The organism is Planotetraspora mira (assembly GCF_016863275.1).
Classification (GTDB): domain Bacteria; phylum Actinomycetota; class Actinomycetes; order Streptosporangiales; family Streptosporangiaceae; genus Planotetraspora; species Planotetraspora mira.
In genome coordinates, this window is sequence record NZ_BOOO01000042.1 from 121,101 (window position 1) to 134,086 (window position 12,986).

The following is a 12,986-nucleotide window of genomic DNA, read 5'->3' on the forward strand; positions in this document are numbered from 1 at the left end:
ACAAGTACTTGATGCTTAACGTCAAGTAGAGAGGGGGCAGGCATGGACGAGCGCCGCGCCCTGGCGGAGGACCTCCGCCGGATCATCGGCAGCAGGGTGCTGGATGCGCTGGACATCCTGTTCGACCCGGACGAGCTGTCCGGCGCAGGCCAACGGCTGCGCGAACTGCTGGAGGTCAAGAGTCGAATCTGGGCGGACGTGCTGCTCGGCGAGGACGACCGGTCAGCTGCTTTCCTGGCGATCCGCCTGGTAAGCGTGCTGTATCCGAGCGATGGTCCGTTCGACCCGCCGGCCGCCTGGTGGGGCACGCCACTGGGCGGGGCCGTCGCCCGGCGCGCGGGGCACCCGGCCGCGACCACGGTGCCGGTCTCAGTCGCCGCGGCGATGCTCGGCATCACCCGCCAGGGCGTGCACGACCTGGTGCGGCGGCGCAAGCTCGACCGCGATCCAGACGGCGCGATCACCACGTCCTCGATCCAGGCCCGCCTCTCCCGCAGCCGCGGCGACCAGTCCGTGGCCGACACGAGGAGACGATGAATGACCGGTCCCGCTGACAAGGTTCTGCACCTGGCGGACGACTTGACCGTGGGGCGGCTCGGCTACGGGGCGATGCAACTGCCCGGCCCCGGCGTGTGGGGGCCCCCGCGCGACCACGCCAGCGCGCTGGCCGTCTTGCGCCGGGCGGTGGAGCTGGGCGTCACCCACATTGACACCAGCGACTTCTACGGCCCGCACGTGGCCAACGACCTGATCAAAGAGGCTCTGCACCCCTACCCCGACAACCTGGTCATCGCTACCAAGGTGGGCGTGGTCCGCGATGAATGGCACGGCTTCGAGGCGGCGACGGAGCCGGAGCGGCTGCGTGACCAGGTCGAGGAAAACCTGCTGCGGCTGGGTCGCGACCGGCTGGATCTGGTCTACCTGCGGATGGGCGGAGATGGGCTGCTGTTCCCTGGTGAGGTGCCCTTCGCGGAGTCCTTCGGCGCCTTGGCCGAGCTGCGGCGGCGCGGCCTCATTCGGCACCTCGGGCTAAGCGGCGTAACGGTAGGCCAGCTAGCCGAGGCACGCGCGATCGCGCCCGTGGTCGCGGTGCAGAACCGCTTGCACCTGTTCGACCGCTCCGGCGCCGACATGTTGTCCGCGTGCGAGGAGGACGGCATCGCGTTCACCGCCTACTTCCCGCTCGCCGCTGGAATGCTCCGTCCCGGCCTGGACCTATCGCAGGCCCCGCCTGGCATGGCTCCCTCCACCGAGCAGTTCGCCGCGCTCGACGAGATCGCCCACCGGTATGGCGCTACCCGAATTCAGGTGGCGCTCGCCTGGCTGCTCGGCCATTCTCCGGTGACTCTGGCCATCCCTGGCACCTCCTCACTCGCCCATCTGGAGGAGAACATGGCAGCGACCGATCTGGTCCTTTCGGACGAAGACCTCGTCGTTGTGAATAAGCTCGCCTGATTTGGCGGCGAGGCAAGCCCGGCTTGACGGGTCCCTTCGCGGGGCACCTTCCACGGTGATTGGACGCCAACGGTCGCAGCCGGGCTTGCGGCGGAGGCGGTCTGCCGGGCTTGCCTGGGTCGACGATCCGCCCCTCACCGGAACGAAGATCAACTGATCTGGTGCGAATCTGGCACGCGAGTGAGAAGCAGCCCCACAGGCTCCTACCTCAGCCGTCTACGGGCCCAGATGGTGACGAGCGGGCGATCATCCCAGAGTCGGAGCGCCTCCGCCGGAGGCTGATCCTTTTTTGCTCCACCTGAGGTTGGACAGTTGGCGTTAGTAAGCGTGCTGCATGAGAAGAACCGTGATCGCCTCCGCAGCATCGGGAACCATGTGGTCAGGCTTGCTGAGCGCATCGGGCCACAGGCGACCGCGGTCGATCCATATGGTTCGCAGGCCCGCGGCTTGTCCGCCGCCGATATCCGCCGACACGCTGTCACCGATCATCCACCCGCCGGCCGTCAAAGTGGTGCCGCATCGCTCGGTTGCGATCTCGAACAGTCGCCGCTCTGGCTTACGGACGCCTTCCGCTTCGGAGATCGCCCAGCCGTCAACGTTCTGGGAGACGCCGCTGTTGGTGATGGTGCTGGACTGCATGTCAGCGAAGCCGTTGGTGACCAGACCCACCTTCCAGCCGGTCTGTCGTAGCTGGGTGAGCCCGGACAGGACGCCAGGACATACGGGGATCAAGACGGGATGGCGCTCACGGTACTGCGCCCACAATGCCGCCACCGCATCGTCCAGCAGGAACCGATCCCGCACCTGGGCGAAGAACGCCTCTTTTGGCACGAGACCGTCTCCATCGGCCTCGATCATCCACTGGACCTCGCTCGGATCAAGTCCGTGGGCTTCACAGAACTCCAGCGCCCAGAAGCGAAAGCCCGCAGCTCGGTCCACGAGCGTGTTGTCCAGGTCGAAGAGTGCGAGTCGCTGCACGGCTGCTCACTCTAGCTACCGGTGACTGCTCGGATCCAGCACCGCACACGGAGCAAGCCGTCGGCTCTGTTGTCGGTTGTCGCTGTACTTCGCGACGGGTGACGGCTCTCACAGTTGTTGACTGATCAGTTCCTTACCCGTATGGTCGTCGCATGGGTAGGCCAAGGACGTTCGACATCGACACGGCGGTGGACCGCGCGATGGAGTTGTTCTGGCGTCAGGGGTTCGAGGCGACCTCGACGGAGGATCTCGTGGAGGGTCTCGGGATCGCCCGGGGCAGCCTGTACAAGGCGTTCGGATCCAAGGAGCAGCTCTATGCGATGGCGCTTCGCCGTTACTGCCAGCGCCACGCGGAGGGGCTGATCGAGATGTTGGACCGGGCGGAGCAGGTGCGTCCAGCGATCCGGGCGGTGCTCCTGGAGTTGGTGGAGGCCGACCTGGCCGATCCGGAGCGGGGGTGCCTGCTGGTCAATGCGGCCACGGAGCGCTCGGCGCACCCGGAGACGGTGCAGCAGGCCTCCCGCACAATGGGCCAGATTGAATCGGCCCTGGCTGGGGCGTTGGAGCGGGCCCGAGTCCGTGGGGACATCGCAGCGGACAAGAAGCCGCAGGAGCTGGCCCAGTTCCTGACCACGTTCCTGCAGGGTCTGCGGGTGATGGGCAAGGCCCGGGCGGATCGAGTGTTCCTCGAAAACGCCGTCAAGGTCGCCGTGGGCGCGCTCGACTGACTTTTGCCACCTGAGTGTTTTTTGCTACCCGAATTAGGAACTGATCAGTCAACAACTGGGAGTTGTAGTGGATCTCGAATTGCAGGGCAAGGTCGCGGTCGTCACCGGCGCGAGCAAGGGCATCGGCCTGGCCACCGTGGCGGCGTTGCTCGACGAGGGTGCGCATGTGGTGGCGAGCAGCCGCACGAGCACCCCTGAACTCGACGCCTTGGCTGCGCGTGGCGCCAGTGTGGTGCTGGCCGACATCACCGACGCGGGCACCCCGCAGCGGCTCATCGACGCCGCGCTGTCGACGTACGGGCGCCTGGATGTGCTGGTCAACAACGTTGGCGCCGGCAGTGCCCGGTCGGGTTTCCTCGACGTCGACGACGCCGAGTGGGCGCGGATCTTCGACGTGACGTTCTTCAGTGCCGTGCGCACTAGCAGGGCGGCCCTGCCCGCTCTGCTGGACACCGGCGGGGTGATCGTCAACATCACCAGTATCAATGCCCGGCTGCCGTTCCCGATGGTGGTCGACTACTCCGCGGCGAAGGCGGCGGTGGCCAACCTGACCAAGACCCTGTCGGAGGAGTTCGCGCCGCGCGGCGTGCGGGTCAACGCTGTCTCGCCAGGCCCCGTGCGGACCCCGTTCTGGACTGACCCGGGCGGCTTCGCGGACGCCGTCGCCGCCGGCGCCGGAGTCACCGCCCAGCAAGCGCTCGACAAGGTTGTGCCGCAGAGCATGGCGATCAGCACCGGCCGGATCACCGAGGCAGGCGAGGTCGCCGACCTGGTGCTGTTCCTCGCCTCTGCCCGCTCGGCCAATACCACCGGCGCCGAGTTCACCCTCGACGGCGGCCAGGTCAAGACCCTCTAACCGACACCTACCCGCACCCATGACGCGGGCTTCTGCAGATAGGACAGTCATCTCACTGCGCAAGTCAGGCTGCGGACCACGCATTGAAACGCCGTCACCTGGGGGACCAGTGCTCGCGAGCTCTAGCAGCACCGGCCCTCCGGGGTCGGTGAGGATCGCAACCCTAGCCTGCGCGCCGTATCGCTACCTGTTCCGGTATTGCGTTGAGGCCTGATGCCAGACGACGGTTTCTACGAATGTCTGGCAGGAGCCGTCGGATGACCGTCATCGAGTACGAGACCGGCGTAGCCCTTGATGCTGGCCGCGGTGGCATCGGCCAGGTCGGATTCGGGCGTTGAGCGAGGCTCTGTGGCGGCGGAGCGGCGCGAGGTGTGTAGTGTCAGGGCACTGGAAGTAGAAACGTGTGTTCACTGCTGGCCATCGACGCCCGTTGATGGAGTAGGGGCCACGCGCGCATACGCGGTATCGAACAAGCCGCCACTTCTTCACATCGAAGGAGTGCGCAGTGAATGTCCGTCGTAATGGGGCTGTCGAGAATGCCGCCGCTCCCACCGAAGCCTCTCGTTCGCCGCGATCCCTCCGCGAAGCGGGGGTAGCCCTCGCAGGGCTGTCAGCGGTGTTTCTGTTCGAGATGCTCGACAACTCGATCCTCAACGTCGCATTGCCGACCATCGGTCGCGAGCTTTCGGCGTCGACGACTGTGCTGCAGTGGGTCACGGGCGTGTATGCCGTCGTGTTCGGCGGGCTGATGCTGGCCCTCGGCGCGCTGGCCGACCGGGTTGGCCGCCGCAAGGTCATGCTGGTCGGGCTGGTGCTGCTGGGCGTGGCAAGTCTGGCGACTGCGTTCGTCACCACGGCGGAGCAGCTCATCGCGATCCGAGCGGCGATGGGCGTCGCGGCCGCGATGACGACGCCGGGCTCCCTCGCCTTGGCGTTCCGCCTGTTCGACGAAGACGGGCTCCGCGTCCGTGCGACGACGCTGATCTCGACCGTGGGCCTGGTCGGACTCGCGATCGGGCCCACGGTAGGTGGCTTCGTGCTCGCGTTCGCTCCGTGGCAGGTGCTGCTGCTGGTGAACGTGCCGATCGCCGTACTCGCGTTCATCGGCATTCGACGCGGCATCCCCGCTGACGGGGTGGACGAGCTGCACCGCGACCCGATCGATGGCGCGGGTGCCCTGCTCGGCACGGCCACGATCGTGCTCGCGCTGGTCGCACCGACGTTGTTCGTCGACGCGGGGACCACATCGCCTCTCCCGTGGCTGACCACGACGGCGGCCATCGTGATGGCAGTGCTGTTCGTCGTCCGCGAGCGTTCTGCCTGCTATCCGCTGCTCGACCTCAAACTCGTCGCTCGCCCACTCGTGTCGAGCGGCCTGGCGTTCAAGGCCGCCGCCGGCCTTGCGACCGCCGGCCTCGGCTACCTCGTGACCCTGCAGCTCCAGCTCGATTGGGGCTGGACGCCCGCTCAAGCGGCTATCGGAATGTTGCCGCAGGTCGTGGTGCTCATCGCTGGCGGTGCTCTCATCGGTCCGCTGGTCACGCGCGTCGGTCTGGACAAGGCCGCCTGGCTCAGCGCCGGAGCTGTCGTGTGCGGGCTCGCGGTCTACGGGCTGCTGGGCCGCTTCGGGTACGTGTGGGCCGCTATCGCGCTCGTGCTCGTCGCCGCCGGTATGCGCGTCGTAGGTGTCGTCGCCGGGACCAACGTGATGCGTGGCCTCCCGACCAACCGCACCACCATCGGAGCGGCGCTGGTGGACACCGCCAGTGAAGTCACCACCGGGATCGGCATCGCTGTCAGCGGGACCATCCTCGCAGCGCTCTTCACTGGCGATATCGCCACGTCGAGCTGGAGCACTTACCAGACCACGGAGTTCCGCGAGGCGGTCACCTGGGCTGGGCTCGCGCTCACGGTCTTGGCTGCGGCGCTGGGGGGATGGGGCATCATCCGTGCCCGTAGCGTCGCGGACAGCACGACGCCTTCGCCCGAGGCTGATGCGGACGGCGAGTAGGCGCAAGGAACGAGCTTCTGGCGCCGTACAGGCCCTTGACGATCACCCCGGAGCCTGAGCACCCCCGCCGGAGGCATCTCGGCTTCGTTAGGAAGTGCCTGCCGGTGCCCCGTAGATGTGCTGTTGGACGGTGGTGTCGTGCTCCAAGATGTGGTCGATGGTGTGCCAGTAGGCCGACAGCCAAGGGTGCTGGAATGCTTCGTCACGGTCCAGCTTGTGGCCGTAGAAGGGATCGTCGGGGGCGACGTAGGCCGCGGGGACGAGGGTGCAGGCGGGGTTGGGGTCGTTTGCGACAGGGCCGACTCGGCATCCGATGGTGACGCGGTTAGGGCCCGCCTTGCTTACGGGGTCGTCGGGATCCCAGGCGTCATCGAGGATGACATCAATCCAGGCTTCGTGGATGCCGTCGTGGTGGTAGCAGGAGGCGTAGTAGATGGCGTAGGCGCCACCTTCGTTGTTGATGAATCCTGTCACGCGCTCGAAGGGGGTTCCGCAGCAGTCGCAGGTTCCTGTCTGGATGTCGCGTTCTGGATCGATTTCGAGTTTCACCGGTCGAATTATGGAGGCAAGGTCCCAACTCTGTCCTGGCTGATTTCGTCAAGCTGTTGTGGCCCAGTTTGTCGCTCTGAACTGGCCCAACGGCTGGGGCCGGCGTGGTCGTGACGGTGGCGGTGTGCGTCAAGTCGCTGTGTTGTCGATCACCGGTCTGTCGACCGTGCTCTGACCGCTCTAGGTGGTGGGCGTAGGTAGGCTGGTGGCGCGCCTTCACTTGTAGGGGTGCGTGTGCTGATCGGGCTGGTTGGGGCTCGCGTATCTGAGCAGGACGGAAGAGCGTGGGCGTCGATATGCGGGAAGAGCCGGACGTCGATCACGTGGTGGGTGAGGCGCGGCCGAAGAAGCTGCTGTTGCGTGCGCTTGCGGGCGAGCGCACCGAGCGACCACCGATCTGGCTCATGCGGCAGGCCGGACGCTATCTGCCGGAGTACCACGACGTCCGCGAGGCTGCGGGCGGGATGGTGGGGCTGTGCAATTCGCCCGAGCATGCGGTCGAGGTCACCTTGCAACCGCTCCGCCGCTTTACGCTCGATGCCGCGATCCTGTTCGCGGATCTTCCCCAGATCGCGGCGGCGTTGGGGCAGACCTTGGAGTACCGGGTCGGTGACGGCCCCGTCCTCACGCCCCCGATCCGTTCGACTTCGGACATCACCGAGTTCTTGAGCGCGTCCCGCTTGCACGAAGAGCTGGCTCCGATCTATGAGACCGTCAGACAACTCACTCGCGCATTGCCTGACGAGGTCACGTTGATCGGCTATGCCGGTGCGCCGTGGACGGTCGCGACTTACATGGTCGAAGGGCGCGGCGGCGGCGGCTCAGAGCACTCCATCGTCAAGCAGTGGGCGCTGAGCGATCCGGAGGGGTTCCAACCCCTGATCGACCTGCTCACGGCGGCCACCATCGAGTTCTTGGACCGTCAGATTCAGGCGGGTGCCGAAGCGATCCAACTCTTCGAGAGCTGGGCCGGAATACTCCCCGACCCGCTATTCCGGCGTTGGTGCGTCACGCCGGTTGCCGCCATCGTCGCGGCGCTGAAGGCGAAGCATCCGAGTGTTCCCATCATCGCCTTTCCGCGCGGCGCGGGGCTTGCCTACAACGGCTTCGCCGAGGCGACCGGCGTGGACTGCGTCGGGCTCGACTCGACAGTACCTGTGGAGTGGGCCGCGCAGAAGGTGCAGCACGAGCTCGGCCGGTGCGTGCAGGGCAACCTCGACCCCCAACTCCTGGTCGCGGGCGGGCCTGCACTCCGCGCGGAAACAGACCGCATCCTGAACGCGCTTAGTGGTGGCCCGTTCGTGTTCAATCTCGGACACGGAATCGTCAAGACCACACCCCCCGAGCATGTGGCTGCTCTCGCCCAGCAGGTACGGTCCTGGTCCGCAGCTTGACTCCTCGTCGCCCTGGCCAATGGCCCGTCGATCACAGATGACCTCGTCGCGGCTGCACACGATCAAGAGCATGACCTGATTTCGGAGCAGGGTCGGCGCCCTTAGTGGAGACGAGCATGCGCGCATCAAGGGGCACAAGATGTCGTTAACGACGCCGTCACCATGTTTGCCCATCGAAGGTGTCGTCACTACAGAAGTGGCCCAACTCGGCTGCGACTAGGATCAACGCGACGATCACCCCGAAACAACTGCAACCTACGCAGGGCCGTATTTACCCTCCGAGTTAACGCGAGAGAGAGTCGTGGAACTTCGCGACATCGAGATCTTCCTGACCCTTGCCGAAGAGCTGCATTTCGGGCGGACCGCCGAACGGCTGCGCGTGAGCCCCGCACGCATCACCCAGGCCATCAAGAAACAGGAACGCCAGATCGGCGCCCCGCTGTTCGACCGCACCAGCCGCACGGTCCGGCTGACACCGCTCGGCCGGCAGCTCTGCGACGACCTCTGGCCCGTCTACTCCGGGCTGCAGGACGGCATGCGCCGCGCCAAGCTGGCCGCCCAGGGCGTCACCGCCGTGCTGCGCGTCGGCATGATCCCCCTCAACGCTCAAGACCTGCGTCCCTACTGGGACACCTTCCGCACCCGCCACCCGCAGTGGAAGCTGCAGATCCAGCACGCCCCCTACATCGACCCGTTCGCCGGGTTGCGTCGCGGCGATCTTGACATCCTGATCTGCTGGATGCCGGTCGAAGAACCCGACTTGACGGTGGGTCCGGTCCTGTTCGCCGACCCGCGGGTGGTGGCCGTGGCCGCCGACCACGAACTCACCCGGCGCACCTCCGTCTCACTGGAGATGCTCGCCGACTTCCAGCACAGCGACGGCCCGCGGATGGGCGTGCCGGACTACTGGGCCGACAGCTTCCTCCCGTCCCACACCAGCAAGGGCCGCCCTATCGAACGCGGCCCGGTGGCGAGCAACTCCGAGGAGATCCTCGCCCTGGCAAGTGCCGGGGAGCTCGTCAACCTCTTCCCCGCCCACATGACGCGCTATTGGAACCGGCCCGACATCGCCTACCTGCCCGTCCGGGACATCGACGCCCTGCCATTTGCCCTGGTGTGGCGTACCGAGGCCGAGAACGAGCGCATCCGAGCCCTCGCCCAAGTCGCCGCCGACATCGGCACCCTCGTCGTCTGAGCCGCGCCCCCTGGGCACGTCGCGGTGATCACGCATGTTGAGGAAGCGCAGCCAAGCTCACGGGCTTCCATTTTCATGTCTGCGGCACACGGGGGACACCTTCGCCTCGCAATCCGGTGCGACTCTGCGAGAGCTGATGAACCGCATGGGCCACTCGGTGCCGTGGGATCTTGTTGGCGTCGAGGGCCGAAATCCGTGAAGAGGTGGCATCGTCTGGCCGGGACTGCGGGCTGTGTTGACCTTCCCCTTGGGGGAAGCCGCAGCATCATCGGCACCGGCCACGGTGGCCGGGACGAGGAGGAGTGGTGCGGGAGCTGCTGACGATCGGGGTGTTCGCCCGGGCCGCCCGGCTGTCGCCCAAGGCGCTGCGGCTCTATGACGAACTCGGGTTGCTGCGGCCGGCCGCGGTGGACGGCGAGTCGGGATACCGGTTCTACGACCCGGCGCAGCTGGAGCAGGCCCGGTTGATCGCCTGGTTGCGGAGGGTGGGTATGCCGCTCGCCCGTATCCGGCGGGTGTGTGCCCTGCCCGCGCCGGCGGCGGCCGAGGAGGTCGCCAACTACTGGGAGCAGGTGCTGGCCGAGACCGCCGCCCGCGGGCGGTTGGCCACCTTCCTCGTCGACTATCTCTCGGGAAGAGGCAGTGCCGTGGAAGACGCCGCGACCATGCTGGGGATCCGTTACGCCGCTCGGTCGGAGTTGGGACTGGTCCGTACGAGCAACGAGGACACCGCGTATGCCGGCGCCCGGTTGTTGGCGGTGGCTGACGGGGTCCTCGGTCCTGGCGGCGACCGCGCGAGCACCGCAGCCGTCGACGCGCTCAAGCCGCTGGAAACCTTGACCGTGCCGGCCGAGGATCTGCTCGGTGCGCTAGCCGATGCGGTCGGTGATGCCGACCGGGCGATCCAGAACATCGCTGCCTCGACACCGTCAGGTGGAGCGGTCACCACGTTGACCGCGCTGCTGTGGTCGGGGTCCCAGCTGGCGCTGGTGCATATCGGTGACACTCGGGCGTACCTGGTGCGCGACGGGGAGCTGTTCCAGATCACCCAGGATCACACCTACGTTCAATCGCTGGTCGACGAGGGCCGGCTGACTGCCGAGGAGGCGGCCTCGCATCCGCAACGCTCGTTGCTGGTGAGGGCGCTGACCGGTACAGGCGGGGCCCGGCCGGACCTTTCGTTACACGAGGCCGTGGCCGGTGACCGGTACCTGTTGTGCTCAGACGGGCTGTCCGCCGTCGTACCGGCCGGATCGCTGCGCGAGGTGCTGAATGGGCCGGGCGGCCCCCAGCAGGTGCTCGACGGGCTGGTCGCGCTGGCGTATGCCGCAGGTGCCCCAGACAACATCGCCTGCGTGGTCGCCGATGTGGTGAGGCTGGAAACACCGGCTACCGGTGTCGGCCGTGACGGCGGCACCGGACGGTGACCATGTCAGGGGTCCGGTCTCTCGGTGCCTACACGGTTGACGGCCGCCCGCTGGCCATCACGGCCTACCGGCGGTTGTGGGTGGCCTCGGCGGTCTGCGCAGTGGGCGGTTCGTTCAGCGTGGCCGCTGTACCGACGCAGCTGTTCACGGTGACCGGCTCGTCGGCGGCCGTGGGCGTCGCCGCCGCGGTGTCGTTCGTCGCGCTGGTCGTGGCGGCGCTATGGGGTGGCGCCCTTGCCGACGTCATGGACCGGCGGAGGTTGCTGCTTGCCGCCAACTGCGGCCTTGCGATGACCTACGCGGCCTTGTGGGCCCAGGCGGCGCTGGGTAGTTCCTCGGTCCCTGTCTTGTTGGTGTTGGTGGCGTGCCAAGGGCTGACCTTCGGGGCGATCATGACCACGATGGGTGCCGTGGTGCCCCGCCTCGTCCCGATCGAGTTGTTACCGGCGGCCAACAGCCTCAGCTCCCTGGTCCGCTACGCGGGGTCGATCCTGGGCCCGGTGCTGGCCGGCGCCTTGATCCCGATTGTCGGGCTGGGCACGCTGTACCTGTTCGACGCCGTCGCGCTGCTGGCTGTCGTGTGGGCCGTCGTCAAATTGCCGTCGCTGCCGCCCCGCTCTCACCCGACCGGATCATCGAACGATCCGGCGGCGGCGCAGTACCGCCAAGGTTGTTCCACGATCGGCCAGGTGCTGGCCGGATTCCGGTACTTGGCCACCAGCCGGCTGCTCGTGGCGGTGCTGGCGGTGGACCTCGCGGCGATGGTCTTCGGCATGCCGATTGCACTGTTCCCGGAGCTGGCCCAACACACCTACGGCGGCGCGGCGGGAGGCGGCCTTGAATTGGGCTTGCTCTACGCCGCCTACCCGGCCGGGGTTTTCGCGGTCGGCCTGTTGTCGGGCACATTCACCCGCGCCCGTCGCCACGGTGCCTACATGGCGGCGGCCGCCGCTGCATGGGGCATCACCGTCGTGGTCCTCGGACTGGCCACACAACTGCGGATCGCGCTGGCGACACTCGTCCTCGGCGGTGCGGTGAACTTCGTGCTGAGCACCTTCCGCAACGCCATCTCTCAGGCACTCACCGACGACGCCATGCGCGGCCGAATCCAGGGATCGCTCACCGTCGTACTCATCGGGGGTCCACAGATCGCGAACCTGCTGCACGGGGCCGCCGCATCGATCTTCGGTCTCCGAATGGTGATCTGCGCTGGTGGGCTACTTGCCACGGTGACCGTGGCAGTGATCGCATGGGCAGTGCCTGAGCTGCGGCATTACACCCCTCGGCACCCGTGATCTACTTCACCGCCACGGACACGATCGGGCACATGAGGACGATGAGGGGGACGGCATGGCCGGCGGGCAGGTGCCGGTGAGCTGATCAAGAGCTAATGGCCCGCTAATGGCACACGGAGATCAACAAGCCCGAGAAAGATCAAAGCCCAGGTCTCGAATCCATCGGTTGGCCTGGGCTTTCGTGGTTGGAGCGGGTGACGGGAATCGAACCCGCGCTGTCAGCTTGGGAAGTGTATGGATCACGGCCTGTGAGGCGCCTGAGCAGGGTGCCAGGGCTGTCATGAGTGACCGCGATTGACCCCTCGTCGCCCGGTCTAACTGCACGATGATCTTTCACACCATCGAGGGCTCTGCCTTGTGGAACCTGGTCCCTAGGCTGAGACCGTCCGAAGCAGCCGACCGGGAGTGGCGATGGCGATTGAGAGAGATTCCGACATGATTCGCCTGCCGCGAGGTGCGACGGGGTTCCGAGATCGCGGGACGGAATCGCTGCCATTGACGGATACGCAAGTCTTCGCCTCAGTCTGCTATGAGGCGGCTCGGCTCGTGCGCGGCAGAGTCCTGGAGATCACGCCACCCGGCGTCACGCCAAGCTTCCATACAGCTGTGATGAAGTGCGGAGAGTTGACTGTCGGGGTGCTCGGTCACATGCACTTACCGTTCATTGCGATCGCCGAGGTGCCGACAGGGGGTGTGGTCTTCATCGACAGCTGTAATGACCTTGAGGAAGCGTTGAGGGCTTCGGGGGCCCTCCGGTTCCTGACCAGGGACGAGTTGGAGACCCCTATCGGCTTGATCGATACATCAGAGCTTGATAAGGCGGAACGCAGTGAGATCGGCTCGTGGAAGCCTGCAAACCTTGGCGAGTTGCTGTTCAACTACTGGGATTGAGGCAACACCGCTCAAGGAGCTAGACGGTCGGCATTCGAGGTGGCCAGCATGGACCGGGATACTCTCGTCGAACTCCTGGATGACTATGTCGGGGACGCCGGCGCCGCGTGTCGCCATGCTCTTCTATCCGGGGGAGGTTTCAAGGTATGGCCGGACCCAGTCCGCACGGATAGCCAAGTTTTCACCTATCGGCGTCGCGAACGGCGG

General features: G+C 66.6%; 12 protein-coding genes. 10 read left to right on the plus strand and 2 right to left on the minus strand.

The features are described 5' to 3' along the window. Positions 1-42: 42 nt before the first annotated feature. Positions 43-537, plus strand: coding sequence for a hypothetical protein (locus Pmi06nite_RS35890; protein WP_203957655.1), 495 nt, complete (start codon positions 43-45; stop codon positions 535-537). Then, the gene (locus tag Pmi06nite_RS35895) at positions 538-1,455 is read left to right on the plus strand and encodes an oxidoreductase (protein ID WP_203957656.1); all 918 of its coding nucleotides are present in this window, start codon (positions 538-540) and stop codon (positions 1,453-1,455) included. It begins immediately after the preceding gene. A gap of 318 nt (positions 1,456-1,773) precedes the next feature. Here the strand turns inward: Pmi06nite_RS35895 and Pmi06nite_RS35900 are convergent, their stop codons facing one another. After that, positions 1,774-2,433, minus strand: a complete 660-nt coding sequence (locus Pmi06nite_RS35900) for an HAD family hydrolase (RefSeq protein ID WP_203957657.1) — start codon at positions 2,431-2,433, stop codon at positions 1,774-1,776. 152 nt (positions 2,434-2,585) lie between these two features. Between Pmi06nite_RS35900 and Pmi06nite_RS35905 the strand changes: the two genes are divergently transcribed. The 3 genes from Pmi06nite_RS35905 (at position 2,586) to Pmi06nite_RS35915 (ending at position 6,028) form a co-directional block, all read left to right on the plus strand. Beyond that, a complete protein-coding gene (locus tag Pmi06nite_RS35905) occupies positions 2,586-3,161 on the plus strand; it encodes a TetR/AcrR family transcriptional regulator (RefSeq protein ID WP_203957658.1) in 576 nt (191 codons plus the stop codon). A 67-nt stretch (positions 3,162-3,228) separates the two neighbouring features. Continuing rightward, positions 3,229-4,017 (plus strand): SDR family NAD(P)-dependent oxidoreductase, encoded by a 789-nt coding sequence (locus Pmi06nite_RS35910; protein WP_203957659.1) that lies wholly within the window; start codon positions 3,229-3,231, stop codon positions 4,015-4,017. Between the two features lie 505 nt (positions 4,018-4,522). Next, the gene (locus tag Pmi06nite_RS35915) at positions 4,523-6,028 is read left to right on the plus strand and encodes an MFS transporter (RefSeq protein ID WP_239114432.1); all 1,506 of its coding nucleotides are present in this window, start codon (positions 4,523-4,525) and stop codon (positions 6,026-6,028) included. 87 nt (positions 6,029-6,115) lie between these two features. Here Pmi06nite_RS35915 and Pmi06nite_RS35920 read toward each other — a convergent pair whose 3' ends face one another. Further along, positions 6,116-6,577, minus strand: coding sequence for a hypothetical protein (locus tag Pmi06nite_RS35920; RefSeq protein WP_203957660.1), 462 nt, complete (start codon positions 6,575-6,577; stop codon positions 6,116-6,118). Between the two features lie 284 nt (positions 6,578-6,861). Between Pmi06nite_RS35920 and hemE the strand changes: the two genes are divergently transcribed. The 5 genes from hemE (at position 6,862) to Pmi06nite_RS35945 (ending at position 12,779) form a co-directional block, all read left to right on the plus strand. Continuing rightward, the gene (hemE, locus tag Pmi06nite_RS35925) at positions 6,862-7,971 is read left to right on the plus strand and encodes a uroporphyrinogen decarboxylase (RefSeq protein WP_203957661.1); all 1,110 of its coding nucleotides are present in this window, start codon (positions 6,862-6,864) and stop codon (positions 7,969-7,971) included. A gap of 301 nt (positions 7,972-8,272) precedes the next feature. Beyond that, positions 8,273-9,166, plus strand: coding sequence for a LysR family transcriptional regulator (locus Pmi06nite_RS35930; protein WP_203957662.1), 894 nt, complete (start codon positions 8,273-8,275; stop codon positions 9,164-9,166). Positions 9,167-9,471: 305 nt separating this feature from the next. Beyond that, positions 9,472-10,593, plus strand: coding sequence for a MerR family transcriptional regulator (locus Pmi06nite_RS35935; RefSeq protein ID WP_203957663.1), 1,122 nt, complete (start codon positions 9,472-9,474; stop codon positions 10,591-10,593). A 2-nt stretch (positions 10,594-10,595) separates the two neighbouring features. Next, positions 10,596-11,888: an MFS transporter gene (locus tag Pmi06nite_RS35940; protein WP_275409639.1), complete on the plus strand. Its 1,293-nt coding sequence runs from the start codon at positions 10,596-10,598 to the stop codon at positions 11,886-11,888. A 546-nt stretch (positions 11,889-12,434) separates the two neighbouring features. Beyond that, positions 12,435-12,779: a hypothetical protein gene (locus tag Pmi06nite_RS35945; protein WP_203957665.1), complete on the plus strand. Its 345-nt coding sequence runs from the start codon at positions 12,435-12,437 to the stop codon at positions 12,777-12,779. Positions 12,780-12,986 lie beyond the last annotated feature (207 nt).